At 38.1% G+C, this 24,016-nt stretch carries 40 protein-coding genes; 1 reads left to right on the forward strand and 39 read right to left on the reverse strand.

The window, feature by feature from the left end; genetic code table 11:
- Positions 1-134: 134 nt before the first annotated feature.
- The 39 genes from rpsI to rpsL form a co-directional block, all read right to left on the reverse strand.
- Positions 135-530 (reverse strand): 30S ribosomal protein S9, encoded by a 396-nt coding sequence (rpsI, locus tag FC45_RS05150; RefSeq protein WP_006585174.1) that lies wholly within the window; start codon positions 528-530, stop codon positions 135-137.
- 16 nt (positions 531-546) lie between these two features.
- Entirely contained in the window at positions 547-984 is a 438-nt protein-coding gene (gene rplM / locus FC45_RS05155; RefSeq protein WP_006585175.1) for a 50S ribosomal protein L13, read from the reverse strand.
- Between the two features lie 102 nt (positions 985-1,086).
- Entirely contained in the window at positions 1,087-1,875 is a 789-nt protein-coding gene (gene truA / locus FC45_RS05160) for a tRNA pseudouridine(38-40) synthase TruA (protein WP_006588031.1), read from the reverse strand.
- A complete protein-coding gene (locus FC45_RS05165; protein ID WP_006585176.1) occupies positions 1,875-2,672 on the reverse strand; it encodes an energy-coupling factor transporter transmembrane component T family protein in 798 nt (265 codons plus the stop codon). Before FC45_RS05165 ends, truA begins: the two co-directional genes overlap by 1 nt.
- Positions 2,665-3,528: an energy-coupling factor transporter ATPase gene (locus tag FC45_RS05170; RefSeq protein ID WP_006585177.1), complete on the reverse strand. Its 864-nt coding sequence runs from the start codon at positions 3,526-3,528 to the stop codon at positions 2,665-2,667. Before FC45_RS05170 ends, FC45_RS05165 begins: the two co-directional genes overlap by 8 nt.
- Positions 3,504-4,355 (reverse strand): energy-coupling factor transporter ATPase, encoded by an 852-nt coding sequence (locus FC45_RS05175; protein WP_006588707.1) that lies wholly within the window; start codon positions 4,353-4,355, stop codon positions 3,504-3,506. The genes FC45_RS05170 and FC45_RS05175 overlap by 25 nt, the downstream gene beginning before the upstream one ends.
- Before the next feature lie 168 nt (positions 4,356-4,523).
- Positions 4,524-4,907 (reverse strand): 50S ribosomal protein L17, encoded by a 384-nt coding sequence (gene rplQ / locus FC45_RS05180; protein ID WP_006585179.1) that lies wholly within the window; start codon positions 4,905-4,907, stop codon positions 4,524-4,526.
- 27 nt (positions 4,908-4,934) lie between these two features.
- Positions 4,935-5,876: a DNA-directed RNA polymerase subunit alpha gene (locus FC45_RS05185; RefSeq protein WP_006585180.1), complete on the reverse strand. Its 942-nt coding sequence runs from the start codon at positions 5,874-5,876 to the stop codon at positions 4,935-4,937.
- 45 nt (positions 5,877-5,921) lie between these two features.
- On the reverse strand, positions 5,922-6,311 hold the full coding sequence (gene rpsK, locus FC45_RS05190) for a 30S ribosomal protein S11 (protein WP_006585181.1): 390 nt from the start codon (positions 6,309-6,311) through the stop codon (positions 5,922-5,924).
- 29 nt (positions 6,312-6,340) lie between these two features.
- Positions 6,341-6,691 carry a 30S ribosomal protein S13 gene (gene rpsM, locus FC45_RS05195; protein WP_006585182.1) on the reverse strand — a complete coding sequence of 117 codons (351 nt, stop codon included), beginning with the start codon at positions 6,689-6,691 and terminating at the stop codon, positions 6,341-6,343.
- A gap of 26 nt (positions 6,692-6,717) precedes the next feature.
- Positions 6,718-6,834: a 50S ribosomal protein L36 gene (rpmJ, locus tag FC45_RS05200; protein ID WP_006585183.1), complete on the reverse strand. Its 117-nt coding sequence runs from the start codon at positions 6,832-6,834 to the stop codon at positions 6,718-6,720.
- A gap of 14 nt (positions 6,835-6,848) precedes the next feature.
- Entirely contained in the window at positions 6,849-7,070 is a 222-nt protein-coding gene (gene infA, locus FC45_RS05205) for a translation initiation factor IF-1 (RefSeq protein ID WP_006585184.1), read from the reverse strand.
- Positions 7,071-7,141: 71 nt separating this feature from the next.
- Positions 7,142-7,795 carry an adenylate kinase gene (locus FC45_RS05210; protein ID WP_006585185.1) on the reverse strand — a complete coding sequence of 218 codons (654 nt, stop codon included), beginning with the start codon at positions 7,793-7,795 and terminating at the stop codon, positions 7,142-7,144.
- 13 nt (positions 7,796-7,808) lie between these two features.
- Positions 7,809-9,101 carry a preprotein translocase subunit SecY gene (gene secY / locus FC45_RS05215; RefSeq protein WP_006588030.1) on the reverse strand — a complete coding sequence of 431 codons (1,293 nt, stop codon included), beginning with the start codon at positions 9,099-9,101 and terminating at the stop codon, positions 7,809-7,811.
- Positions 9,101-9,541 carry a 50S ribosomal protein L15 gene (gene rplO / locus FC45_RS05220; protein ID WP_006585186.1) on the reverse strand — a complete coding sequence of 147 codons (441 nt, stop codon included), beginning with the start codon at positions 9,539-9,541 and terminating at the stop codon, positions 9,101-9,103. Before rplO ends, secY begins: the two co-directional genes overlap by 1 nt.
- Positions 9,542-9,563: 22 nt before the next feature.
- On the reverse strand, positions 9,564-9,749 hold the full coding sequence (rpmD, locus tag FC45_RS05225) for a 50S ribosomal protein L30 (RefSeq protein ID WP_006585187.1): 186 nt from the start codon (positions 9,747-9,749) through the stop codon (positions 9,564-9,566).
- Between the two features lie 10 nt (positions 9,750-9,759).
- A complete protein-coding gene (rpsE, locus tag FC45_RS05230) occupies positions 9,760-10,275 on the reverse strand; it encodes a 30S ribosomal protein S5 (protein ID WP_057706437.1) in 516 nt (171 codons plus the stop codon).
- A 17-nt stretch (positions 10,276-10,292) separates the two neighbouring features.
- Positions 10,293-10,652, reverse strand: coding sequence for a 50S ribosomal protein L18 (rplR, locus tag FC45_RS05235; protein WP_006585189.1), 360 nt, complete (start codon positions 10,650-10,652; stop codon positions 10,293-10,295).
- 22 nt (positions 10,653-10,674) lie between these two features.
- Complete coding sequence (gene rplF, locus FC45_RS05240; RefSeq protein ID WP_006585851.1) at positions 10,675-11,205, reverse strand: 50S ribosomal protein L6; 531 nt, start codon at positions 11,203-11,205, stop codon at positions 10,675-10,677.
- A gap of 24 nt (positions 11,206-11,229) precedes the next feature.
- Positions 11,230-11,628 (reverse strand): 30S ribosomal protein S8, encoded by a 399-nt coding sequence (gene rpsH / locus FC45_RS05245; RefSeq protein WP_006585190.1) that lies wholly within the window; start codon positions 11,626-11,628, stop codon positions 11,230-11,232.
- Between the two features lie 23 nt (positions 11,629-11,651).
- Complete coding sequence (locus tag FC45_RS05250; RefSeq protein WP_006585191.1) at positions 11,652-11,837, reverse strand: type Z 30S ribosomal protein S14; 186 nt, start codon at positions 11,835-11,837, stop codon at positions 11,652-11,654.
- A gap of 14 nt (positions 11,838-11,851) precedes the next feature.
- The gene (gene rplE, locus FC45_RS05255) at positions 11,852-12,394 is read right to left on the reverse strand and encodes a 50S ribosomal protein L5 (RefSeq protein ID WP_006585192.1); all 543 of its coding nucleotides are present in this window, start codon (positions 12,392-12,394) and stop codon (positions 11,852-11,854) included.
- A 14-nt stretch (positions 12,395-12,408) separates the two neighbouring features.
- On the reverse strand, positions 12,409-12,723 hold the full coding sequence (rplX, locus tag FC45_RS05260) for a 50S ribosomal protein L24 (RefSeq protein ID WP_006585193.1): 315 nt from the start codon (positions 12,721-12,723) through the stop codon (positions 12,409-12,411).
- A gap of 21 nt (positions 12,724-12,744) precedes the next feature.
- On the reverse strand, positions 12,745-13,113 hold the full coding sequence (rplN, locus tag FC45_RS05265; RefSeq protein WP_006585194.1) for a 50S ribosomal protein L14: 369 nt from the start codon (positions 13,111-13,113) through the stop codon (positions 12,745-12,747).
- Between the two features lie 32 nt (positions 13,114-13,145).
- Complete coding sequence (rpsQ, locus tag FC45_RS05270; protein WP_006585195.1) at positions 13,146-13,412, reverse strand: 30S ribosomal protein S17; 267 nt, start codon at positions 13,410-13,412, stop codon at positions 13,146-13,148.
- 22 nt (positions 13,413-13,434) lie between these two features.
- Positions 13,435-13,632: a 50S ribosomal protein L29 gene (gene rpmC / locus FC45_RS05275; RefSeq protein WP_006585196.1), complete on the reverse strand. Its 198-nt coding sequence runs from the start codon at positions 13,630-13,632 to the stop codon at positions 13,435-13,437.
- Positions 13,622-14,062 carry a 50S ribosomal protein L16 gene (gene rplP / locus FC45_RS05280; protein ID WP_006585197.1) on the reverse strand — a complete coding sequence of 147 codons (441 nt, stop codon included), beginning with the start codon at positions 14,060-14,062 and terminating at the stop codon, positions 13,622-13,624. Before rplP ends, rpmC begins: the two co-directional genes overlap by 11 nt.
- On the reverse strand, positions 14,062-14,736 hold the full coding sequence (gene rpsC / locus FC45_RS05285; RefSeq protein WP_006585198.1) for a 30S ribosomal protein S3: 675 nt from the start codon (positions 14,734-14,736) through the stop codon (positions 14,062-14,064). The genes rplP and rpsC overlap by 1 nt, the downstream gene beginning before the upstream one ends.
- 13 nt (positions 14,737-14,749) lie before the next feature.
- Positions 14,750-15,103: a 50S ribosomal protein L22 gene (gene rplV / locus FC45_RS05290; protein ID WP_006585853.1), complete on the reverse strand. Its 354-nt coding sequence runs from the start codon at positions 15,101-15,103 to the stop codon at positions 14,750-14,752.
- Positions 15,104-15,126: 23 nt separating this feature from the next.
- On the reverse strand, positions 15,127-15,402 hold the full coding sequence (gene rpsS, locus FC45_RS05295) for a 30S ribosomal protein S19 (RefSeq protein ID WP_006585200.1): 276 nt from the start codon (positions 15,400-15,402) through the stop codon (positions 15,127-15,129).
- Between the two features lie 21 nt (positions 15,403-15,423).
- Positions 15,424-16,260, reverse strand: a complete 837-nt coding sequence (gene rplB, locus FC45_RS05300; protein WP_006585201.1) for a 50S ribosomal protein L2 — start codon at positions 16,258-16,260, stop codon at positions 15,424-15,426.
- Positions 16,261-16,275: 15 nt separating this feature from the next.
- The gene (gene rplW / locus FC45_RS05305) at positions 16,276-16,572 is read right to left on the reverse strand and encodes a 50S ribosomal protein L23 (RefSeq protein ID WP_006585202.1); all 297 of its coding nucleotides are present in this window, start codon (positions 16,570-16,572) and stop codon (positions 16,276-16,278) included.
- Entirely contained in the window at positions 16,572-17,189 is a 618-nt protein-coding gene (gene rplD / locus FC45_RS05310; RefSeq protein WP_006585855.1) for a 50S ribosomal protein L4, read from the reverse strand. Before rplD ends, rplW begins: the two co-directional genes overlap by 1 nt.
- A 14-nt stretch (positions 17,190-17,203) precedes the next feature.
- Positions 17,204-17,833 (reverse strand): 50S ribosomal protein L3, encoded by a 630-nt coding sequence (gene rplC, locus FC45_RS05315; RefSeq protein ID WP_006585204.1) that lies wholly within the window; start codon positions 17,831-17,833, stop codon positions 17,204-17,206.
- A gap of 27 nt (positions 17,834-17,860) precedes the next feature.
- Entirely contained in the window at positions 17,861-18,169 is a 309-nt protein-coding gene (gene rpsJ, locus FC45_RS05320; protein ID WP_006585205.1) for a 30S ribosomal protein S10, read from the reverse strand.
- Positions 18,170-18,447: 278 nt separating this feature from the next.
- On the reverse strand, positions 18,448-19,974 hold the full coding sequence (locus FC45_RS05325) for a YfcC family protein (protein ID WP_006585206.1): 1,527 nt from the start codon (positions 19,972-19,974) through the stop codon (positions 18,448-18,450).
- A gap of 145 nt (positions 19,975-20,119) precedes the next feature.
- A complete protein-coding gene (gene fusA / locus FC45_RS05330; RefSeq protein ID WP_057706439.1) occupies positions 20,120-22,210 on the reverse strand; it encodes an elongation factor G in 2,091 nt (696 codons plus the stop codon).
- Positions 22,211-22,246: 36 nt separating this feature from the next.
- On the reverse strand, positions 22,247-22,717 hold the full coding sequence (rpsG, locus tag FC45_RS05335) for a 30S ribosomal protein S7 (RefSeq protein ID WP_006585208.1): 471 nt from the start codon (positions 22,715-22,717) through the stop codon (positions 22,247-22,249).
- 14 nt (positions 22,718-22,731) lie between these two features.
- Positions 22,732-23,139, reverse strand: coding sequence for a 30S ribosomal protein S12 (gene rpsL, locus FC45_RS05340; protein ID WP_006585209.1), 408 nt, complete (start codon positions 23,137-23,139; stop codon positions 22,732-22,734).
- 183 nt (positions 23,140-23,322) lie between these two features.
- Here rpsL and FC45_RS05345 point away from each other — a divergent pair, with 183 nt between their 5' ends.
- Complete coding sequence (locus tag FC45_RS05345; RefSeq protein ID WP_006588026.1) at positions 23,323-24,006, forward strand: A24 family peptidase; 684 nt, start codon at positions 23,323-23,325, stop codon at positions 24,004-24,006.
- Positions 24,007-24,016: the final 10 nt, after the last annotated feature.

Consider the following 24,016-nt stretch of genomic DNA (forward strand, 5'->3'; position numbering starts at 1 on the left):
CTTTATCAACAGGATTTGACAAAGAGCCAAATTAACCTAGTATACAAGAAAACTCGCTGACAGGAGACGAAATTGGCCAACAAAAAAGCATCCCATACGGGATGCTTTTGGTAGCAGTAATCTTGATAATAAGATTAACGCTTTGAGAATTGTGAAGCTTTTCTGGCTTTCTTCAAACCTGGCTTCTTTCTTTCCTTCATTCTTGGGTCACGAGTCAAGAGACCTGCCTTCTTCAAAGGACCACGGAAATCTGGGTCAACTTCAAGAAGAGCACGTGCAATACCATGACGGATTGCACCAGCTTGACCTGAGAAACCACCACCGTTAACATTAACAACTACGTCGTATTGACCTTCAGTTTCAGTTAATGCTAATGGTTGCTTTAAATCTTGAACCAAGTTTGGGAAAGGAATGTAATCAGTAACATCTTTCTTGTTAACAGTAATTTTACCGTTACCTGGTACTAAACGAACGCGCGCAACAGAATTCTTGCGGCGACCAGTTCCAGCGTATGCAGCTTGTTGTGCCATTGTCTAACCTCCTAGATTATTTGTTGATTTCTAATACTTCAGGCTTTTGAGCTTCGTGCTTGTGTTCAGCACCTGCATATACATGCATCTTCAAGAATTCTTGGTGACCAAGAGTGTTCTTTGGAAGCATACCCTTAACTGATAATTCAACTAATCTTACAGGGTTCTTAGCTAACAATTCGCCAGCTGAAACAGCTTTTAAACCACCGCGGAAATCTGAGTGGTGGTAGTAAATCTTATCAGTAGCCTTCTTACCAGTCAACTTTAACTTAGCTGCGTTGATGATGATAACATTATCACCAGTATCAACGTTAGGTGTGTATTGAGGCTTATTCTTACCTCTTAAAATAGTGGCTACAACAGTTGATAAACGACCTAATGCGATATCAGTTGCATCGATAACATACCACTTACGTTCAATTTCACTAGTTTTTGCTAATGGTGTAGTACGCAATTTAAATTCCTCCGTTTTTTTGCAGTTTGACAAACAATAAGTTTCCGGGGCCTATCGTGGACAAACATACGTAGTCTATGATACTTTCAATTAGTCGTAATGTCAATTATTTTTCTTATCTAAGCGATATTTTTCTGGAACTTCTTCATAAAACACATGATATAAATAAAGGCCACTTGCAGGGGCGGTATTACGCACTTCTTGGCGATCTTTAGCAAGAATTACACGCTCTAAATCATGGATTGGCCGTCTTCCATTTCCAATTTCTAAGAGGGCTCCAACCATAATTCTCACCATGTTATATAAAAATCCATTTCCAATAAAATCAAAGACGATCTCATTTTCTTCAGGCTTTTGCCAAATTTTTACATAGAATATCGTTCTTACTTTATCAATAATTTGTCCACCACTAGCTGCAAAACTTGTAAAATCATGTTCCCCTAACAAATCAGATGCTGCTTCTTGCATTTTTGAAACATCTAACTTGTAAGGATAATGGCCAGTATAAAATCGTTTAAAGGGATCTACAAATCGATCTTGATTTACAATATAGCGATACCATTTACCTTTAGTTGAATATTGAACATGAAAACTTTCATCAACAATTGATGCTTCCTTAAAAACTATATCAGTTGGCATCATAGAATTAAGGGCCAAAACCATTTTATTAGCGGGAATATTATCATTTGGAAAATCAAAATGAATCACTTGTCCCAATGCATGGACACCCGCATCAGTTCTCCCTGAGCCATGTACAACTATGCGCTTACCTTTAGACATTTTTTTTAATGCTTCTTCAATAGTACCTTGAACAGTCCGCTGATTTGGCTGCTTTTGAAATCCGTGAAATAAATGCCCATCATAGGCCATTGTCATCTTAAATCGTGGCATTATTTACTCCTAAAGCTTAATAATAAAATTATCAGTAACACAAAATAGCCTAAATTAATAAGATCATATTTTGACCACTCCAACACTCGATATTTGCTTCTTCCTTCACTACCCCGATAACCTCTAGCTTCCATCGCAGTTGATAAATCTATGGCTACTTCTAATGAATTAATAAATAAGGGAACCAACAAAGGTACTACAGCTTTTATTCTTTTTATTAGACCACCATCATTAAAATCAGCACCTCTTGAGCGTTGTGCATTCATAATTTTTATCGTTTGATCAAACAAAGTAGGCACAAAACGTAAGGCAATTGACATAATTAGTGCAATTTCCGCAACCGGTACATGTAAATATTTTAAAGGCTTAAGCAACCATTCCATCGCATCGGCAATAGCTAACGGAGCTGTAGTTAACGTCATTACCGTTGACATCAAAATAATTAATGTAAACCTCAAAAAAATATATATGGAATTAATTAAACCAGAGCTAGTAATTGAAAAAATTCCCCATTTCCAAAAGACTTCTCCACCACTTGTAAAAAACAACTGCAAAAGTGATGTAAAAAAGATTAACCCCAATAAAGGCTTAATTCCATCCCAAAAGAATTTTAAACTTATCTTTGTAGCAACAATTGCTAATAAACTAGCTAATAGCAAAACTAAATAACTTTGCCAGTTATTGGCTAAAAAAATGATAAAGATAAAGAGAAATGTAAAAATCAATTTACCACGTGAATCCATCTTGTGAACTACGGAATCACCTGGAATAAAACGCCCAATTATTATTTTACTCATTATTTTCCTTTACTAATTTTTCTTCGATTTCATTTGCCAATTTATCAATGGTTAAAGGATTAACGTCAATACTTAAATCATTTTCAACTAATTTTTCAGCAAATAGATTAGCAGTTGGCATAGCTAGATGATGCTCAGAAAGCCACTGTGCATCAGAAAAAATATCTTCAGGAGTAGCATGCTTAAGCAATTTGCCTTTTTCTAAAACTAAAACATCATCTGCATATTCCGCAACGTCATCCATATTATGCGTAACTAAAATTACAGTATGTCCTTCTTTTTGATATTGCTTAAACAGAGCAAACATTTCTCTCTTGCCCTGGGGATCAAGACCAGCTGCCGGCTCATCAAGACACAAAATATCAGGCTCATACGCCATAACTCCAGCTATTGCAACGCGTCTCATTTGGCCACCTGACAGATCAAATGGTGATCTATCTCCTACTGAAGAAGGTAAACCAACTTTTTTTAGCCATTTTTTTGCTAATTCATTCGCTTCTACTTCTGAATAGCCAAAATTTTTAGGACCATATTCAATGTCTTTTAGTACAGTACTTTCAAATAATTGTGCTTCAGGAAATTGAAATACTAAACTTACCTTTTCTCGTAATCTCTTTAAATTTTTATTACTAGTTTGTGCATTCAAAGTAAAGCCTGCTATCTTAATTTGACCAGCACTTGGCTTCAATAACGCATTAAAATGCTGCATTAAAGTTGATTTACCGCTACCAGTATGTCCAATTATTGCAACAAAGCTATGCTCTTTCAACTCAAAACTTATATTATTCAGAGCCTTTTTTTCGAATGGTGTTTTAGGCGAATAAATATAATCTACTTTTTCAAATTTAATTGACATATCTCTTTCACCAACTTTTCTTGAGTATTGGCATTCTTAGAAATTAAAAAGCCCTTTTTTCTAAGTTTATCTGCAAGTTGATAACCAAAAGGAAGACCTAATCCTATTTTTTGGAGTAATTCTGCATGATTAAAAATAGCATCTGGATTATCCTGTAGAACTATCTTCCCGCTATCAAGCACTAAAACTTCATCTGATTTTTCAACTTCTTCTAAATCGTGTGTAATTGATATAACTGTTAAATTATATTGCTGCTTTATTTTCTTGATTAAATTAAGGATGCTCTTTTTTCCTTCTGGATCAAGCATTGATGTAGCTTCATCCAAAATAATGATTTTCGGTTTTACTGCTAAAATCCCCGCAATTGCAACCCGTTGCTTTTGTCCACCAGATAATTGTGCTGGTTCAGATTCTTTAAACTCTGCCATTCCAACTTGATTGAGGGCTTCGTTAACTAAAGCTAACATTTTTCCTCTTGAAATACCTTTATTTTCAAGTCCAAATGCAACGTCGTCCTCTACAGTACTTCCAACAAATTGGTTATCTGGATTCTGAAAAACAATCCCTATCTTATCTCTTATTTTCCAAATATTTTTTTCATTTAGCTCCATACCATCTATTTTTATAAAATAAGGATCTTTTTTATCCATTTCTGCAGCTAGTAATCCAATTAACAAGCGGGCAATTGTAGACTTACCACTTCCATTGTGGCCAATTAAAGTGGTCCAGGAATTTTCTTTTACAGAAAAAGAAAGATTATCCAAAATTAGGCTTTCTGTATTAGGATACTTAAAAGTTAAATTCTTTATTTCAATTATCTTGTTCATACCATCATCCTCATTTAACTTTCTTAATTGTAACAGAAAAGGATAAAAAAAATCATCCATGGAGAGGGATGATCTACATCTAAGCTAGACTAAGCAAAAGCCATCATCTTAACGCTTATTCTCACTTCCATGGATAATTCTTAATAGCTATTAAGTTTTGGTTTGGAATTAAACTAATTCTAAAATAACCATAGGTGCACCGTCACCACGACGAGCGGTAGCAAGTTTCATAATACGAGTGTAACCACCATTACGATCCTTGTAACGAGGTGCAATATCGCTAAATAATTTTTGTAAAGCTGACTTTACAACAACTGCATCGTTTTCTTGCTTAACGTCAGCGATTTCATTACGTACAAATGCAGCAGCTTGTCTTCTTGCACTAAGATCACCGCGCTTACCTAAAGTAATCATTCTTTCAGCAGTTTTACGGATTTCTTTAGCACGTGCTTCAGTAGTCACGATACGTTCGTTAATGATCAATTGAGTTGTCATTTCACGAAGCATTGCTTTTCTATGAGCACTGTCGCGACCTAATTTACGATATGCCATGAGTTTGCCTCCTTATATGCAGTAAACTTAATCTTCATGACGAAGAGAAAGTCCAAGATCTGCAAGTTTATTTTTAACTTCTTCTAATGATTTACGTCCTAAGTTTCTTACGCGCATCATATCAGATTCACTCTTATCAGTTAATTCTTGAAGAGTGTTGATACCTGCACGCTTTAAGCAGTTGTATGAACGAACAGAAAGGTCTAACTCTTCAATTGTCATTTCAAGTTGACGTTCTTTCTTATCGTCTTCTTTTTCAACCATTACTTCGCCACCAAAATCGGTTTGAGCATCTGAGAATTTAAATACTTTAAAGTGCTCAATCAAAATTTTAGAAGCAAAACTAAGAGCGTCACTAGGTGTGATTGAACCGTCGGTCCAAACTTCTAGCGTAAGTTTATCGTAGTCATCTTTCTTACCAACACGGGTACTTTCTACTTGGTAGTTTACCTTTTTAATTGGTGAAAAAAGTGAATCTACAGGAATAACCCCGATAGGCATGTCATCAGTTTTATTTTCACTTGCAGGTACATAACCACGGCCGTTTTTAACCGCAATTTGCATGTGTAAGTGTCCACCTTCAGCAACAGTACAAATATATTGATCAGGATTCAAAACTGTGACTTCAGAGTCAACCTTCAAATCACCAGCAGTGACAGTAGCTGGGCCTTCAACATCAAGCTCAACAATCTTTTCTTCATCTGCTATAGACTTAAGTTCAAGCTTCTTCAGATTAAGAACAATCTTGGTAACATCTTCTCGTACACCAGGAACTGTTGAGAATTCATGCAAAACGCCATCAATTTGGATGTAAGAAAGTGCCGTACCTGGAATTGAGGTAAGCAATACTCTACGCAATGAATTACCTAAAGTAGTACCAAATCCACGTTCTAATGGTTCGACAACAAACTTACCGTATGCATCCTCTTGGTCAACAACGGTAATATTTGGTTTTTCAAATTCAATCATTACTGGGCCCCTTTCAAAACGTAATGTCCTAAACTATGGACAGAATTAGACACGACGACGTTTTGGTGGTCTGGAACCATTGTGTGGTACAGGTGTAACATCACGAATTGCAGTAATTTCAAGACCAGTTGCTTGAAGTGAACGAATTGCAGCTTCACGACCGGCACCAGGACCTTTTACTGATACTTCGACATGTTTCATACCTTGATCCATTGAAGCTTTTGCAGCAGCTTCTGCAGCCATTTGAGCAGCAAATGGAGTAGACTTACGGCTACCCTTAAAGCCCAAAGCACCAGCAGATGACCATGCAACAGCGTTACCTTGAACATCAGTAATCATAACTAAAGTGTTGTTAAAAGTTGAATGAATGTGAGCTACACCAGATTCAACGTGCTTCTTCACACGACGCTTACGCGTGTTTTTCTTTGCAGGCATTAATAAACCTCCTCTTTACTTAGTTTTTATTAACGGCTTCTCTTAGAACCTTTACGAGTACGTGCGTTGTTCTTTGTGTTTTGACCACGAACAGGAAGGCCACGACGGTGACGAACACCTCTGTATGAACCAATATCAACAAGACGCTTAATGTTCATACTAATTTCACGACGTAAATCACCTTCAACACGGTATTTATCAACTTCAGCACGAAGCTTTTCTTGATCTTCTGGAGTTAAATCCTTAGAACGAATGTCTTCAGAAACACCAGCATCTGCACAAATCTTCTTAGCAGTTGGTTCACCAATACCGTAAATATATGTTAATGCGACTACGATTCTTTTTTCTCTAGGTAAGTCAACACCAGCAATACGTGCCATAAATTGCACCTCCTAATTTTTAAATATTAACCTTGACGTTGCTTGTGCTTTGGATTTGCAGGGCAAATAACCATAACACGACCATTTCTCTTAATTACTTTGCAATGTTCGCACATTGGCTTAACAGATGGTCTAACTTTCATGTTTACCTCCGTTATTACTTGATAAAACGATACGTAATCCTACCCTTAGTTAAATCATATGGGGATAATTCCACAGTAACTTTATCTCCAGGTAAAATACGAATATAATGCATTCTAATTTTACCAGAAACATGGGCCAAAATAGTGGCACCATTTTCTAGTTCTACCTTAAACATAGCATTAGGTAAGGTATCTACTACCTTACCTTCTACTTCAATGACATCATCTTTTGCCAAAGTTTTTCCTCCGGAATCAAATTGTCATACTTTGAAATTATATCACGGGAAATTAAATAAATAAACTTTACTTAATCTTTACCAAGAATTGCGTCAGTATCTTCGAATACCTTCTCTGGGGATTGCTCACCATTTACTACAGAGAGCAAACCCTTTTGTTGGTAAAAATCACGAAGTGGCGCATTCATTTTTTCATTAACTTGAAGACGATTTCTAACCACTTCTGGCTTGTCATCTTCTCTTTGATAGAATTCATGTCCACCACAGCGATCACAAGTACCTTCAACTTTTGGTTTCTTAGAGAACTTATTGTATGTAGCTCCACATGCTTTACACATGAAACGTGCTGACAATCTATCAACTAATACACTTTCTTCAACATCAAGTGCAATAACATTAGTTAAAGGCTTGTTAAGTCGCTTAGTAATATCTTCAAGCATTTCTGCTTGCGCTGTAGTTCTTGGAAATCCATCTAAAATAAAGCCATTATTAGTGTCAGGCTTTGCTAATCTTTCTTCAACAAGCTTAGCAGTTACCTCATCAGGAACAAGATTTCCTTTATCAATATAGCTCTTTGCTTCGAGACCTACAGGCGTTTCATTAGCCATAGCTTCTCTAAACATATCTCCTGTGGAGATGTGAGCTAATTTATATTTATCAACGATACGTTCAGAAACTGTACCCTTACCAGCACCTGGCAATCCTAAAAGAATTAAGTTAATCATTATCTAACTTCACCTATCTTATAAATCCTACATATTCTCTCTTCATTAGAAGTCCATTTACTTGTCTTGAAAGCTCAAGTACAACACCAATCACAATTAAAAGACTAGTACCACCAAGACCAATTGAACTTGGTAGACCCCAGATATTAGTTGCAAGCTGTGGTAAAAGAGCAACAAGCCCCAGATAAACAGATCCTACTGTTGAGAGTCTCATTAATAATTTAGAAACAAAATCTTGAGTATCTTTTCCAGGCCAAACACTTGGAATATAAGCACTTTGCTTTTGCAAATTCTCTGAGAGCTTTTCAGGATTTACCTGAACAAAAGCATAGAAGAAAGTGAAAAGCACAATTAACAATGTATAAATAACTGCTCCAGGTGTTGTTTGAAGACTAAAGATTTGTGTTAAGATTTGATACCATTGTTCACCTTGGTGACTTTGAAAGGCCATTAAAATGGTTGAAGGAGTGATAATAAAGGAACTAGCAAAGATAACAGGAATAACTCCAGATACGTTAACTTTTAGTGGTAAGAAACTTTCAGAACCACTGACAGCTGCCCGTCTTGTGTACTGAATAGGTACACGACGAATAGCTTGTTCAACCCAAGTAACTACTTTCGTAATTACTAAAATTGCAATAATAATTGCAACGAAGAACAATATGCCTTTCCAGCGATCACTACTACTTGCATTTGAAACATCTTCTTTGAAGATTTGCGCAATACCATTTGGCAATCGGGAAATGATACCTGCAAAAATAATTACAGATACCCCATTACCTAGCCCTTTATCAGTAATTTCATCACCAAGCCAAGTTAATAAAAATGTCCCAGCTGTCATGATAATCGCAATTTGAATATAAGTTTGTGGGGTTTGGCTTTTCACAAGACCCATTTGTGTTAACACATTAAAGCCTAGTGTAATACCAATACTTTGGATAAAAGCAACAACTAAGGTTAAGTATCTAGTTACCTGATTCGTCTTCCGACGACCAACTTCACCTTGTTTTCCCCATTCAACTAATTTTGGAACAATATCCATTTGAAGAAGTTGAATCACGATTTGAGCAGTGATATAAGGCGAAACACCTAATGAAAAAATTGAATAATTATCCAATCCACCACCACTTACCGTATCAAGCATAGGAACTAATCCAGTTTGTGCAACTTGGTTAATCGCTTTTGCGTTGACACCGGGGACAGCGATATTAGCACCGATCCGATACAACAAAAGAATAAAGAGCGTAAAGAAAATTTTATTTCTAATTTCCTTATCCTTAAAGGCGTTCTTCAAGGTCGAGAACATTAAATCACCTCAACTGATCCACCAGCGGCATTAACTGCTTCTTCAGCAGCCTTAGAAGCTTTGTTTACCTTAACAGTAACCTTAACTTTTAATTCACCGTTAGCAAGTAACTTAACACCTGATAATTCTTTCTTTACCAAGCCTTTTGCCTTAAGGTCAGCGATAGTTACTTCGCTACCATTTTCAAACTTGTTTAAATCATCCAAGTTAATTACAGCATATTCCTTACGGTTAATGTTCTTGAAACCACGCTTAGGCATAGTTCTGAACAATGGCATTTGACCACCTTCAAAACCTGGACGAGTATGTCCACCTTGACGTGCCAATTGACCCTTTTGTCCACGACCAGAGGTTTTACCATAACCACTAGAAGTACCACGGCCAACACGCTTTCTTGAACGACGTGAACCTTCTGCAGGTTTTAATTCATGAAGCTTCATTTATTCGGCACCTCCTTAAATCTTACTTGTTAACTTCTTCAACAGAAATTAAGTGGGCGATTTTCATTAATGCACCACGAGTAGCTGCGTTGTCTGGAAGGACAACTGAGCTATTAATTCTACCAAGACCAAGAGCCTTAACAACTTTACGTTGGTTAGGTAGACGGTGGGCAGCACTTCTAATTAAAGTAATCTTTAAATCAGTCATCTAGTCTCTCCTAATCTTGTAAGCTCTTTGCTGATTCACGAGGCTTTAATACATCTTCACGAGTCTTAAGCTTCTTCAAGCCATCGATAGTTGCTCTTACAACGTTGATTGGAGTGTTAGAGCCAAGTGACTTTGAAGTAATATCAGCAATACCAGCCATATCCATAACAATACGTACGGCACCACCAGCTGCAACACCGGAACCAGCTTCAGCAGGCTTAAGTAAAATGTTACCTGAACCGAAGTGACCGATAACTTCGTGAGGAATAGTAGTACCAACAGTTGGTACAGAAATCATATTCTTCTTACCTGCTTCAACAGCTTTGCGGATTGCTTCTGGAACTTCTTGAGCTTTACCAGTACCAAAGCCAACGTGGCCCTTCTTGTCGCCGACAACAACAAGTGCTGCAAATCTCATTCTACGACCACCCTTAACAACCTTGGTGATTCTATTTACAGCAACTAATTGATCTTCAATTTCGTCTTTAGGTCTGCGATCTTTACGAGAATCGTTGCGGTTTGCCATCAGTTAAATCTCCTTTCCTAGAATTCTAATCCGTTTTCACGAGCTGCATCTGCTAATGCTTGAATACGGCCGTGGTATAAGTAACCACTTCTATCGAAAACAACAGTAGTAATGTTGTTCTTCTTTGCAGCTTCCGCAATTGCTTTACCAACTGCTTGAGCTTGTTCAAGCTTAGTTCCCTCTGCAGAAACTGACTTATCTAAAGTTGAGGCACTTGCTAGCGTTACACCCGCTACGTCATCAATAATTTGAGCGTAGATGTTTTTGTTAGAACGGAAAATACTCAAGCGTGGGCGCTCAGCAGTACCAGAAATCTTGCCACGAATACGCTTGTGACGCTTTAAGCGCAATTTATTTTTATCTGGTTTAGAAATCACAATTTCACCTCAAAAATTTCTATTACTTACCTGTCTTACCTTCCTTACGACGAACGTATTCATCAACGTAACGAATACCCTTGCCCTTGTAAGGTTCTGGTGGACGAACTGCACGTACTTCAGCTGCAAATTGACCAACAACTTGCTTAGAAATACCTTCAATTTCAATATCAACTGCTGAAGGAGTCTTAACAGTAATGCCTTCAGGAGTTTCGAATTCAACTGGGTGTGAGTACCCAACGTTCAATACAAGCTTGTTTCCTTGAGCTTGTGCACGGTAACCAACACCGATAAGTTTCAAGTTCTTCTTGTAACCATCAACAACACCTTCAATCATAGATGCAAGGTTTGCTCTTGATGTACCGTGAAGAGCTTTATCATTTTCACTTGAACGAGAAACAGTAATTTCTCCGTCTTTTTGTTCAAAGGTGATTTTTGGACTAAATTCTCTACTTAATTCACCTTTTGGTCCTTTAACAGTGATGACATTACCTTCCTTGGTAACAGTGACACTGTCAGGAACATTAATAACTTTAAAACCAATACGGCTCATTAGTTGTTCTCCTTTCTGTCAGAATTACCAAACGTAGGCAAGAACTTCGCCACCAACATTCTTTTCTCTAGCTTCTTTATCGGTAATAACACCAGCAGAAGTTGAGACAATGGCGATACCAAGACCGTTTAATACCTTAGGTAAGTTTTCGGCACCAACGTAGTTTCTCAAACCTGGCTTAGAAATTCTCTTTAAACCAGAGATAACGCGTTCACCATTTGGACCGTACTTCAAGAAAATCTTGATCATACCTTGTTTGTTGTCATCAGTTACTTCGTAATCACGGATGAAACCTTCTTGCTTCAAGATTTCTGAAAGTGACTTTTTAATCGTAGATGCTGGAATTTCAACTGAATCGTGCTTTGCCATGTTAGCATTTCTGATTCTAGTTAAGTAATCAGCAATCGGATCAGTCATGACCATTATGCTTTCCTCCTTACTCTTTATTACCAACTAGCCTTTTTAAGACCAGGAATTTGACCTTTGTGAGCTAAGTCCTTTAAACAAATACGGCATAAACCGAATTTACGATATACAGAATGTGGACGACCACATCTTTCGCAGCGTGTGTATGCACGACTTGAGAACTTAGCAGGACGATGATTTCTAACTTTTAATGATGTTTTAGCCATTGATGTCCTCCAATTTATTTTGCAAATGGGAATCCAAATTGTTGCAAAAGTTCACGTGCTTCTTCGTCAGTTTGTGCAGTAGTAACAATTACTACATCTAATCCACGAGTACGGTTAACTTTATCAAAGTCGATTTCTGGGAAGATCAATTGTTCTTTAATACCCAAAGTGTAGTTACCACGTCCATCAAATGAACGAGTTGAAACACCACGGAAGTCACGAACACGTGGAAGAGAAACATTGATCAACTTATCTAAGAAGTCGTACATTCTATCACCTCTAAGAGTTACCTTAGCACCGATAGACATACCTTCACGTAAACGGAAGTTAGCGATTGACTTCTTTGCTTTAGTAATTAAAGGCTTTTGACCTGAAATTAAAGTTAATTCTTCAACAGCTTCATCTAAATTCTTAGCATTTGATACTGCATCACCAACACCCATGTTCAATACGATCTTTTCAATCTTTGGGATTTGCATGGTTGACTTGTAACCAAATTTTTCAGCTAATGCTGATGCAACTTCTTCTTTGTATTGTACAGCTAAATGATTTGCCATTAGGATCCTCCTCTCTATTTCTTATCGATTGCCTTACCGCTAACTTTAGCGATACGAACTTTCTTACCATCAACGATTTCGTGACCAATTCTTGTTGGCTTGCCTGATTCAGGATCAATAAGCATAACGTTTGAAACGTGAATTGAACCTTCTTTTTCAACAACACCACCATTTTGGTTGGTTTGTGATGGCTTTTCGTGCTTCTTAATCATGTTAAGACCTTTAACAACAACACGGTCGTTCTTACGGTCTACTCTGATTACAGTACCTTCTTTGCCCTTTTCTTTACCGGCGATAACCTTTACTTTGTCACCTGTTTTAACAAACATCAGTGCACCTCCCTAAAAATTTTATAATACTTCAGGAGCAAGAGAGACGATCTTCATGAAGTCGTGCTCACGTAGTTCACGGGCTACAGGCCCAAAAATACGAGTTCCACGAGGGCTCTTGTCGGCATTAATTACGACAGCAGCATTTTCGTCAAACTTGATGTATGAACCATCTTCGCGACGTGCACCTGATTTTGTTCTTACGATAACAGCCTTAACAACGTCGCCCTTTTTGACAACGCCACCTGGTGTTGCTTGCTTAACAGCACAAACAACGATATCACCAATATTACCGGTCTTACGCTTTGAGCCACCCATAACACGGATAACTAATAGTTCTCTGGCACCGGAGTTGTCAGCAACTTTTAAGCGGCTTTCGTTTTGAATCACTATGTAATCCTCCCCTCACTTAAATCCGCAAACTAAACGCGTCTCTTAACAATTTTAACTAAACGGTAGCGCTTTTGACGTGACAATGGACGGGTTTCCATGATACGTACAGTATCGCCAACTTTAGCATCATTATTTACGTCGTGAGCGTAGTACTTCTTTGAGTATTTAATACGCTTCTTGTAAACTGGGTGGTTCTTGTAAGTATCAACAACAACAGTAATAGTCTTGTCCATCTTGTCTGAAACCACACGGCCTTGGTAAACGTGACGACGATTTCTTTCGATTGTTTCGCTCAAGTTAATGACTCCCTTCCATTAATTAGTTTTGCTTTAACGCTTCTTCGCTCAGAACAGTTTTAATTCTGGCGATATTTTTACGGACTTGTCTCAAGCGGGCAGTGTTCTCTAATTGACCCGTTGCTTGTTGGAAACGCAAGTTAAAAAGTTCTTCTTTGTATTGCTTTTCCTTTTCTAACATTTGATCAGTGGTTAATGATCTGATATCTTTAGCCTTCATTAGATTCGCCACCTACTTCCGTACTCTTTGCAACAAACTTACACTTGATTGGCAACTTAGTAGAAGCAAGTCTTAAAGCTTCACGCGCAACTTCTTCTGAAACGCCACCAATTTCAAACATAATCTTTTCTCTTTTTACTACAGCTACCCAACCTGCTGGTGCACCTTTACCAGAACCCATACGTACACCTACACCTTTAGCAGTGTATGACTTGTGTGGGAAGATTCTGATCCAAACTTTACCGCCACGCTTCATGTAACGAGTCATCGCAACACGAGCTGCTTCGATTTGTCTGTTAGTGATCCAGTGAGATTCAAGAGCCATCAAACCGTATTCGCCAAATGCAATGGTCTTTCCACCCTTGGCAGCACCACGCATTTTACCACGGAATTCACGACGGTGTTTTACACGCTTTGGTACTAATGGCATTACTTGTTGCCTCCCTTCGAACGCTTAGAAGCTGGTCTGTTCTTACGACCAGGTAAGATTTCACCACGGTTAATCCAAACCTTAACACCAATTTGACCATAAGTAGTTAAAGCTTGTACCCATGCGTAATCAATATCTGCTCTCAAAGTATGAAGAGGTACACTACCTTCAGTATGCCATTCTCTTCTTGCCATGTCAGCACCATTCAAACGACCTGCAGTTTGAACCTTGATACCCTTAGCACCTGCACGCATAGCTCTTTGAGTAGCTTGACGAGTAGCACGTCTGAAAGCAATACGAGCTTCCAATTGACGAGCAACACTATCACCAACAAGTTCTGCATCAAGATCAGGCTTCTTAATTTCCACAATGTTGATGTGAACTTGCTTTTCAGTTAATGCATTTAATTGCTTTCTTAATGCTTCAACTTCTGAACCACCTTTACCAATTACCATACCTGGCTTAGCAGTGTGGATAGAAATGTTGATTCTGTTTGCTGCACGTTCGATTTCTACAGTTGAAACTGAGGCATCTTTTAATTTCTTAGCAACGAAATCTCTGATGCGTAAGTCTTCATTTAAAGTTTCCTTGTAGTCTTTGTCAGCAAACCATTTTGCTTCCCAGTCACGGTTAACACCGAGACGGAAACCAAGTGGGTTAATCTTTTGACCCATCGATATACCTCCCTTAATCGTTCATTTCAGAAACTACAACAACTACGTGACTGGTTCTCTTGTTGATTGGAGAAGCCATACCTTTAGCACGAGGGCGGAATCTCTTAAGGGTTGCACCTTCATTGACATAGGCTTCAGAAACGTAGAGGTTTGCACTTTCAAGATCGTAATTGTGTTCTGCGTTAGCGATTGCTGAACGTAAAACTTTTTCAACGATTGGGGAAGCAGCTCTTGGCGTAAATTGCAAAATTGCCAATGCTTCTGCAACGCTCTTACCACGGATTAAATCAATAACCAAACGTGCTTTTCTAGGAGCGATACGAACGGTTCTTGCTTCAGCTCTTGCTGAAGTGATTTGTTCTGCCATTTAGATTTTCTCCTTCCTCTTAACTATTTAGTAGCCTTGTCGTCAGCCTTGTGACCACGGAAAGTTCTAGTTGGAACAAATTCACCCAACTTGTGACCAACCATGTCTTCGGTAACGTACACAGGAACATGCTTTCTACCATCGTAAACAGCTATTGTCAAACCAACAAAAGAAGGGAAAATAGTTGAACGACGAGACCAAGTCTTGATAACTTGCTTCTTTTCGGCGTTTTCTTGTGCTGCGACCTTCTTTAATAAGTGTTCATCAGCAAATGGACCTTTTTTAATACTACGGCTCATTAATTAATACCCTCCTTCTAATTATTTGTTGCCCTTACGGTGACGAATAATCATCTTTTCACTAGCCTTCTTGGTATTTCTAGTCTTAATACCACGAGACTTCTTACCCCAAGGGGTCATAGGTTGTGGACGACCAACTGGTGCTTTACCTTCACCACCACCATGTGGGTGATCGTTAGGGTTCATAACAGAACCACGTGATTGAGGACGCTTGCCCAACCAACGCTTGCGGCCGGCCTTACCTAGTTGAATCAATGAGTGTTGTTCATTACCAACTACACCGATAGTTGCACGGCAAGTTGAAAGGATACGACGAACTTCACCACTTTGTAATCTTACTAAAGTGTAACGACCATCAGTACCAAGAACTTGACCTTCAGTACCAGCACTTCTTACTAATTGACCACCCTTACCAGGCTTTAATTCGATATTGTGAATTGAAGTACCAGTAGGAATGTTTGCAAGTGGAAGTGCATTACCTGGCTTGATATCAGCTTCTACGCCAGATTCAACGATGTCGCCAACTTTAAGACCTTTAGGTGCCAAGATGTAAGCCTTGATACCATCAGTGTAGTGAAGTAAAGCAATATTTGCAGTTCTGTTTGGATCGTATTCGATTGCCTTAACAACTGCTTTTACATCATCTTTGTTACGCTTGAAATCGATGATACGGTATTTTTGCTTGTGACCACCACCACGGTGTCTTACAGTAATATGACCATATGAGTTACGACCAGCAGTATGTGATTGTGATTCAAGTAAAGTCCGTTCAGGCTTTTTCTTGGTAATTTCTGCAAAGTCTGAAGAGGTCATATTGCGTCGACCATTAGTGGTTGGCTTGTACTTTCTAATCGCCAATTGACTAACCTCCTATTATTTATTGTCTTCGTCAGCGAAGATCTTAATATCATTTGAATCGTTAGTTAAAGTAACGATTGCTTTTCTACGACGAGCTGTCTTACCAGTGTAACGACCAACTCTCTTGTCCTTACCGCGAACGTTCATAATGTTAACGCTCTTAACCTTAACATCAAAAATTTCTTCAACTGCGTTACGAACTTGAGTCTTGGTAGCAGTTAAAAGCACATCAAAAGTGTACTTCTTGTTGTCCATTAAGTTAGTAGACTTTTCAGTAATGACAGGTCTTAAAATGATGTCATGTGCATTCATTATGCCAATACCTCCTCAATTCTCTTAACAGCGTCTTGAGTCAAGATAAGCTTGTCATAGTTAACTGCATCAACAACATTTAAGCCATTAACTGGAACAACCTTAACGTTTTCCAAGTTTCTTGCTGAAAGTTGAACGTTTTCATTGTCAGAAACAACTAAAACTTTGCTGTCAACATTCAAGTTACCTAAAACAGCCTTGAATTCTTTCGTCTTTGGTGCATCTAAACTTAATTGGTCTAATACGATTAAGTTATTGTCTTGCAACTTTTGTGAAAGAACTGACTTAATAGCTAAGCGACGAACCTTACGTGGCAAGCTGTATGCGTATGAACGTGGTGTAGGACCAAATACAGTACCACCACCGCGCCATTGAGGAGCTCTGATAGAACCTTGACGAGCACGACCAGTACCCTTTTGTCTCCAAGGCTTCTTACCACCACCACGAACAGCAGATCTATTCTTAGTTGCGTGAGTACCTTGACGCATACCAGCTCTTTGTCTAATAACAGCATCGAAAACTACGTTTTCGTTTGGTTCAATACCAAAAACGTTGTCATTTAAAGTAACTTCACCAGCATCTTTACCAGTTTGATCGATAAGTTTTAAATTAGCCATTCTAGTCCTCCTTCCTACTTGTCAGCTTTAGTAGCAGATTTTACAACGATTAATGAGTCTTTAGCACCAGGAACGTTACCCTTAACTAAAAGAACGTTCTTGTCAGCTACGACTTTTTCAATTACTAAGTTTTGAATAGTAACAGTCTTCACACCCATGTGACCTGGTAACTTCTTACCCTTTGGTACACGGTTAATGATTGAACCCATTGAACCAGGGATTCTGTGGTATCTTGAACCGTGTGTTTCAGGTCCTCTAGATTGACCGTGACGCTTAATGTTACCTTGGTAACCGTGACCTCTTGTAGTACCAGTAACGTCTACTACGTCACCTTCCTTAAATGTATCCACAGTAACTTCTGAGCCGACTTCGTAATCCTTAAGCTCAACACCGCGAATTTCTCGAATGAAGCGCTTAGGTGAAGTCTTTGCTTTATCAGCATGACCTTTTTCCGGTTTGTTGCTCAATACTTCACGCTTGTCTTGGTAACCTAATTGAACTGCTTCGTAACCGTCTGATTCAACAGTCTTAACTTGCATAACAACGTTAGGTGTTGCTTCGATAACAGTTACGGGAACAAGGACACCTTTATCAGTGAAGATTTGAGTCATACCGACTTTTCTTCCTAAGATTCCTTTGGTCATGATTACACCTCCATAAATCTATAAAAATTAAAGTTTGATTTCGATGTCTACACCGCTAGGTAAGTCTAATTTCATTAATGAATCAACAGTCTTTGGTGTTGGATTCAAAATATCAATTAAACGCTTGTGTGTACGCATTTCGAACTGTTCACGTGAGTCCTTGTTCTTGTGTGGTGAACGAAGAACAGTGAATAAAGTTCTTTCAGTTGGAAGAGGAACTGGACCTGAAATTTCTGCACCAGTTCTCTTTGCTGTTGCGACGATCTTAGCAGCAGATTCATCGAGAATACCGTGTTCGTAAGACTTAAGTCTAATACGGATTTGTTGACTTGCCATCAAATTACCTCCTTGCGTCTTCTTTAAAAGATGACTAGCTCTGCAAAAATTACCGGCACGCCACTGTGGCAATGCAGCCTGGTGTGCCGCAACCTTTTGCGTCAAAGCTACAACAAAAATGTGCACAAGAGCATACTTTCCCTTAAAATGCACAAAAACTAGTATACCTGCTATCAGCTTATTTATCAAGGCTTTTGCAAAACTTTTTTGCCTTTTTTTCATAACTTTTTTAGAGTTAAAAAAATGCAAATTTCAATTACGAAATTTGCATTTTAATTTTAGTAAACTAGTAGACCAAGACCTAAAAATACAAGGCAAAGAATAAATTCAATCACTAATAACTTCCAACACCATTTGAACCATTTATTAAAATCAATTCCAACCATCATCAGTCCCATTAAAATTAATCCGGTTGGTGCAATCAGCGAAATAAATCCTTGGCCTAAATTATATGCATCAATCACACTTGAGCGATCAATTCCAACTACATTTGCAAGTGGCGCCATAATAGGCATTGATAAAACGGCTAAACCTGAAGACGACTGAATGAAGAAGCCTAAAACAATATATACCAAGAATAATAGCCAAATAAAAATCAATGGCGGTAGTCCAGAAATTTGTTTACTAAAAAAGTTCATAATAGTATCGCTCGTATGACTATTTTCCATAATAATTGAAACTCCACGGGCAATCCCGATTGTTAGAGCTACACCGAGTAAATCACCTGCCCCATTTACAAAAGCACCAACTACTTTATGTTCATCCATACCAGAAAAGAGGGCCATTAAATAGCCTGCAGCTAGAAAGATTACAGAGATTTCTGTGAAATACCATCCTTGAGATTGTACTCCCCAGATCATGATAATAAAAGCGATTGCAAAAATTGAAAGGGTCAGCTTTTGTTGCCATGTAAACTTAGTCTCTTTAAAACTACTATCAGTCAAAAACTTTTTACGATCACTTTCATATTGATCATAAACATATGATGCTTCCGGATGCTTTCGAACTTTTTCAGCGTACACAACAACATAAATCATGCCGATAATTGTACAAATTGCCCACATTATAATTCTCAATGGTAAAGCATGTGAAAAATTAACACCTGCTGCATTTGACGCAATAATAGTTGAAAATGGATTAATTGTTGAAATCATTGTTCCAATACTATCGGCTAAAAAAATTGTCCCAATAACTGTCATTGTGTCATAACCAGCCATTAAAAAGACCGGTATCAAAATTGGATACATAGCCATAGTCTCTTCAGCCAACCCATATGTTGTCCCGCCAATAGAAATTAAAGCCATCACAACTATAATAAGCAACGCCTGCTTACCTTTAATCTTTTTTGACAAGGCTGCGATACCAGAGTTAATTGCACCATTAGTATTAACTATTCCAATGCAGCCTCCAAGAATTAGAACAAAAGTTATAATATCTATACTGTCACCAATTCCTTTTACTTGTGCAGTAAAGAAATTAATTACTGCCTGTAATAAATTTGGCTTTTTAGACTTAATTCTTTCATATGAATTAGGGATTGCAACAGGCTTATAAATAGTGCCATCTTTAAACTTACTAATTTCGATATTAACTTTATAGTTATCTAAAGTCTTCTGCGTTGCAGATTCCTTCTTGGTACTTCCATTTGGCTCAGTAATTACAAAATTATTGCTATCTGAATTATATGCTAAAGTTGCATAATTACCTGATGGAATAAAATTGGTCAAAATCTCAACCAATAATAAAACAATAATAATTACGGTATATGCGGTTGGAAATCTATGTTTTCTTCTTTTGCTCACCATATTCACCCCAATCTTTATATTAATAAACTATCTCCTCAAAACAATTATAGAACTTTGTTTCTCTTTGTGAAAGCGCTTCCTAGCATTGGAAACAAAAAAGGAACATTACTTTTTGTAATGTCCCTTTTTATAGAATCATATTAAATTATTCTGCGTTTCCGCCACGCTTCTTGATAATTTCTTCTTGAATTGACTTAGGTGTTGGTGAGTAGTGGTCAAATACCATAGTGAAAGTACCACGACCTTGAGTTGATGAACGCAAAGTAGTTGCGTAACCAAACATTTCTGAAAGTGGAACCATAGCATTCAATACCTTAGCACCTGAACGATCTTCCACACCGTCCATGTTACCACGACGAGCAGTGATTGAACCCATTACGTCACCTAAGTATTCTTCAGGGGTAATTACTTGAACTTTCATGATAGGTTCAAGAATTACAGCTCCGGCCTTAGGAGCAGCATTCTTCAATGCAAGAGAAGCAGCAACCTTGAAGGCAGCTTCACTTGAGTCGACTTCGTGGTAACTACCATCGTAAAGCTTAGCTTTAACGTCAATTAATGGGTAGCCAGCAAGAACACCGTTCTTCATAGCTTCTTGCAAACCAGCGTCAACTGAAGGAATGAATTCACGAGGAACTACACCACCGACAATAGCGTCTTCAAATTCGTAGCCTTCGCCTTCCTTAGTTGGAGTAAATTCGATCCATACGTCACCGTATTGACCCTTACCACCAGATTGACGAACGAACTTACCTTGTGCCTTAGTTGGCTTGGTGAAGGTTTCACGGTAAGCAACTTGTGGTTCACCAATAGTTGCTTCAACGTGGAATTCACGCTTCATACGTTCAACCATGATATCCAAGTGAAGTTCACCCATACCAGCAATCAAAGTTTGACCAGTTTCGGCATTAGTTTCAGCCTTGAAAGTTGGGTCTTCTTCAGTAAGCTTTTGAAGAGCAACATCAAGCTTATCACGGTCAGCCTTTGACTTAGGTTCAATAGAAACTTGGATAACTGGGTCTGGAACTTCAAGACTTTCAAGAATAAGTGGGTGATCAGGATCAGTTAATGAGTCACCAGTAGTAGTGTTCTTCAAACCGATAGCACCTGCAATATCACCTGAGAATACTTCGCTAATTTCAGTACGTGAGTTAGCGTGCATTTGAAGCAAACGACCAACACGTTCACGTGAGTTCTTTGAAGCGTTTAATACGTATGAACCTGATTGAAGTGAACCAGTGTAAACACGGATGAAAGTTAAACGACCAACAAATGGATCAGTAGCAATCTTAAATGCTAAAGCAGCAAATGGCTTGTTGTCATCAGCAAGAAGTTCAACTTCTTCATCAGTCTTAGGATCGTGAGCAACATAAGGTTTAACATCAAGTGGTGATGGTAAGTAGTCAACAACACCATCAAGCATCATTTGAACACCCTTGTTCTTGAATGCTGAACCAGCAAATACAGGGAAGAACTTAAGGTCCAAAGTAGCCTTACGGATAGCAGCCTTCAATTCTTCGTTAGTGATTTCTTCACCGCCGAGGTATTTTTCCATGATGTCATCATCAACATCAGCAACTGCTTCGATTAATTCGCCACGACGCTTTTCAGCTTCTGCCTTGTATTCATCAGGAACTGGAACAGTATCCCACTTAGAACCAAGCTTATCTTCATCGTAAACATCGGCAACCATGTTGATTAAGTCGATAACACCTTCGAATTGATCTTCAGCACCGATTGGCATTTGAACTGCGTGTGCGTTTGCGTTTAAACGTTCGTGCAAAGTCTTAACTGAGAAGTCAAAGTTTGCACCGATTTTATCCATCTTGTTAACAAAAACAATACGAGGAACACCGTATGTTTCAGCTTGACGCCAAACATTTTCAGTTTGAGGTTCAACACCAGATTGTGCGTCAAGAACTGTTACGGCACCATCTAAAACACGAAGTGAACGTTCTACTTCGATAGTAAAGTCAACGTGTCCTGGGGTATCGATAATGTTAACGCGGTAATCTTTCCATTGTGCAGTAGTAGCTGCAGAGGTAATAGTAATACCACGTTCCTTTTCTTCTTCCATCCAGTCCATTTGGCTATCACCTTCGTGGGTTTCACCAATCTTGTGGATCTTACCAGTGTAGTAAAGGATACGTTCAGTAGTGGTAGTCTTACCCGCATCGATGTGGGCCATGATACCAATGTTACGTGTCTTTTCTAAAGGAAATTCGCGTTTAGCCATGATATATTTTTCTCCTTAAATACTAACGACAACAAATTAGAAGCGGTAGTGTGCAAATGCACGGTTCGCTTCTGCCATACGGTGAACGTCTTCACGCTTCTTAACAGCTGAACCAGTGTTATTTGAAGCATCGATAATTTCGTTTGCTAAACGTTCATCCATAGTGTGTTCGTTACGTAAACGTGCGTAAGATACTAACCATCTTAAACCTAAAGTAGTTCTTCTTTCAGGACGAACTTCTACAGGGATTTGGTAGTTTGAACCACCGATACGACGAGCTCTAACTTCAAGAACAGGCATAACGTTGTTCATTGCTTCTTCAAAAACTTCAAGTGGTTCCTTACCAGTCTTGTCCTTAATAATTGAGAAAGCATCGTAAAGGATTGAAGAAGCCTTTGCTTTCTTACCATCAATCATCAAGTGGTTGATTAACTTGGTAACGAGTTTTGAGTTGTAAATTGGGTCTGCTAAAACAGTTCTCTTAGCTACATGTCCTTTTCTAGGCATTATTTAACTCCTCCTTAACCTTTCTTTGCACCGTACTTAGAACGACCTTGCTTTCTGCCGTCAACACCAGCAGTATCAAGGGCACCACGAACAATGTGGTAACGAACCCCAGGAAGGTCCTTTACACGACCACCACGAATTAAAACAACTGAGTGTTCTTGTAAGTTGTGGCCTTCACCTGGAATGTAAGCAGTAACTTCAGTTAAGTTAGATAAACGCACACGAGCGTACTTACGTAAAGCTGAGTTAGGCTTCTTAGGTGTCATAGTACCTACACGAGTTGCAACACCACGCATTTGAGGAGCAGGATTAAATACTTGTTCCTTCTTCATGCTGTTGTATCCGTAGTTTAAAGCTGGTGATTTAGATTTAGTCGTCTTTGAGTGACGGCCTTTTCTAACCAATTGGTTAATGGTTGGCATTAATTTTTCCTCCTAAAATTTGTTCACACATCCGGGAGTTTCTTTTTTAACCTCACGGAAATGATTTAAAAAATACACAATTGCTATTGTACTACCTTTTCAAAATAAAGCAAGTCAAAAAATTTTTCTCTTTCAAAAAAATTCTTATCTTTTTTGTGTATTTAATTATTGCGAGGTGAAAATATGGTATTACATATAATTAATTTTTATTTAGGAGCTTGTATAGCTTCATTTATTTCAGTAATCGTTCAAAAAGACGGCCTAAAGTGGCGTCGTAGTTATTGCTTGTCCTGCAAACAAACTTTAAGTTGGTATGAATTATTACCTATTTTTTCGTTTTTACTCCAAAAAGGCAGTTGCAGACATTGTAAAAACAAAATCCCATCTTTTTTGATTTTTATTGAATTAATTGGTGGTATTGCCTTTTTCAAAACAGATTGGTATTCAAAAAGTGGCTTAATTGAATTTTTCCTTTGTTTACTTTTATTAATGATGTCAATCTTCGATTATTACTACCAAGAAATATCCTTCTCAATTTTTATATTTTCATTTCTAATAGTAATTATTAAAGTGCTACTTTTTGAAAAAGTAGCAATAACGGCAATATCATTTTTTTCAATCTTCATCATGAGTAGTACATTAGGAATTTTAGTTCTACTAAAAAAGCTCGGATTGGCTGATTTATTCTTTTATCTAATAATTTCATTCTTTTATTCTGAATATTTTGCTAATCTCGTTTTTCTTTTCGCCTCGCTGGCAGTTCTAACTCTCTATCCTAAATTAAAAGCACAAAAACAAACACATTTATCTCTGCCATTTATACCATTTTTATTTTTTAGTTTGAGCTTTTTAAAATTACTAATCTAATTCATGACTG

The organism is Lactobacillus jensenii DSM 20557, assembly GCF_001436455.1.
GTDB classification, from domain to species: Bacteria; Bacillota; Bacilli; order Lactobacillales; family Lactobacillaceae; genus Lactobacillus; species Lactobacillus jensenii.

Coding starts and splice junctions, on each gene's coding strand:
- rplW (WP_006585202.1), bottom strand. CDS start 16,572: ATGAATGCACATGACATCATTTTAAGACCTGTCATTACTGAAAAGTCT.
- rplF (WP_006585851.1), bottom strand. CDS start 11,205: ATGAGCCGTATTGGTTTTAAAGTTATTAATGTTCCTGACAGTGTCACT.
- rplE (WP_006585192.1), bottom strand. CDS start 12,394: ATGGCAAATCATTTAGCTGTACAATACAAAGAAGAAGTTGCATCAGCA.
- secY (WP_006588030.1), bottom strand. CDS start 9,101: ATGTTCTCGACCTTGAAGAACGCCTTTAAGGATAAGGAAATTAGAAAT.
- FC45_RS05325 (WP_006585206.1), bottom strand. CDS start 19,974: ATGGTGAGCAAAAGAAGAAAACATAGATTTCCAACCGCATATACCGTA.
- FC45_RS05250 (WP_006585191.1), bottom strand. CDS start 11,837: ATGGCTAAAACATCATTAAAAGTTAGAAATCATCGTCCTGCTAAGTTC.
- rplX (WP_006585193.1), bottom strand. CDS start 12,723: ATGTTTGTTAAAACAGGTGACAAAGTAAAGGTTATCGCCGGTAAAGAA.
- FC45_RS05165 (WP_006585176.1), bottom strand. CDS start 2,672: ATGAGTAAAATAATAATTGGGCGTTTTATTCCAGGTGATTCCGTAGTT.
- rpsJ (WP_006585205.1), bottom strand. CDS start 18,169: ATGGCAAGTCAACAAATCCGTATTAGACTTAAGTCTTACGAACACGGT.
- rpmD (WP_006585187.1), bottom strand. CDS start 9,749: ATGACTGATTTAAAGATTACTTTAATTAGAAGTGCTGCCCACCGTCTA.
- rplC (WP_006585204.1), bottom strand. CDS start 17,833: ATGACCAAAGGAATCTTAGGAAGAAAAGTCGGTATGACTCAAATCTTC.
- rplD (WP_006585855.1), bottom strand. CDS start 17,189: ATGGCTAATTTAAAACTTATCGATCAAACTGGTAAAGATGCTGGTGAA.
- FC45_RS05345 (WP_006588026.1), top strand. CDS start 23,323: ATGGTATTACATATAATTAATTTTTATTTAGGAGCTTGTATAGCTTCA.
- FC45_RS05185 (WP_006585180.1), bottom strand. CDS start 5,876: ATGATTGAATTTGAAAAACCAAATATTACCGTTGTTGACCAAGAGGAT.
- rpsC (WP_006585198.1), bottom strand. CDS start 14,736: ATGGGTCAAAAGATTAACCCACTTGGTTTCCGTCTCGGTGTTAACCGT.
- rpsS (WP_006585200.1), bottom strand. CDS start 15,402: ATGAGCCGTAGTATTAAAAAAGGTCCATTTGCTGATGAACACTTATTA.
- rpsE (WP_057706437.1), bottom strand. CDS start 10,275: ATGGCAAACCGCAACGATTCTCGTAAAGATCGCAGACCTAAAGACGAA.
- rplV (WP_006585853.1), bottom strand. CDS start 15,103: ATGGCAGAACAAATCACTTCAGCAAGAGCTGAAGCAAGAACCGTTCGT.
- rpsM (WP_006585182.1), bottom strand. CDS start 6,691: ATGGCACGTATTGCTGGTGTTGACTTACCTAGAGAAAAAAGAATCGTA.
- rpsH (WP_006585190.1), bottom strand. CDS start 11,628: ATGGTCATGACTGATCCGATTGCTGATTACTTAACTAGAATCAGAAAT.
- rplO (WP_006585186.1), bottom strand. CDS start 9,541: ATGAAGCTTCATGAATTAAAACCTGCAGAAGGTTCACGTCGTTCAAGA.
- rpmC (WP_006585196.1), bottom strand. CDS start 13,632: ATGAAGGCTAAAGATATCAGATCATTAACCACTGATCAAATGTTAGAA.
- rpmJ (WP_006585183.1), bottom strand. CDS start 6,834: ATGAAAGTTAGACCATCTGTTAAGCCAATGTGCGAACATTGCAAAGTA.
- rpsG (WP_006585208.1), bottom strand. CDS start 22,717: ATGCCTAGAAAAGGACATGTAGCTAAGAGAACTGTTTTAGCAGACCCA.
- fusA (WP_057706439.1), bottom strand. CDS start 22,210: ATGGCTAAACGCGAATTTCCTTTAGAAAAGACACGTAACATTGGTATC.
- rpsL (WP_006585209.1), bottom strand. CDS start 23,139: ATGCCAACCATTAACCAATTGGTTAGAAAAGGCCGTCACTCAAAGACG.
- truA (WP_006588031.1), bottom strand. CDS start 1,875: ATGCCACGATTTAAGATGACAATGGCCTATGATGGGCATTTATTTCAC.
- rpsI (WP_006585174.1), bottom strand. CDS start 530: ATGGCACAACAAGCTGCATACGCTGGAACTGGTCGCCGCAAGAATTCT.
- FC45_RS05175 (WP_006588707.1), bottom strand. CDS start 4,355: ATGAACAAGATAATTGAAATAAAGAATTTAACTTTTAAGTATCCTAAT.
- rpsK (WP_006585181.1), bottom strand. CDS start 6,311: ATGCCTGCAAAGAAAAACACGCGTAAGCGTCGTGTGAAGAAGCACGTT.
- rplP (WP_006585197.1), bottom strand. CDS start 14,062: ATGCCATTAGTACCAAAGCGTGTAAAACACCGTCGTGAATTCCGTGGT.
- FC45_RS05210 (WP_006585185.1), bottom strand. CDS start 7,795: ATGATTAACTTAATTCTTTTAGGATTGCCAGGTGCTGGTAAGGGTACA.
- rplQ (WP_006585179.1), bottom strand. CDS start 4,907: ATGGCATATCGTAAATTAGGTCGCGACAGTGCTCATAGAAAAGCAATG.
- FC45_RS05170 (WP_006585177.1), bottom strand. CDS start 3,528: ATGTCAATTAAATTTGAAAAAGTAGATTATATTTATTCGCCTAAAACA.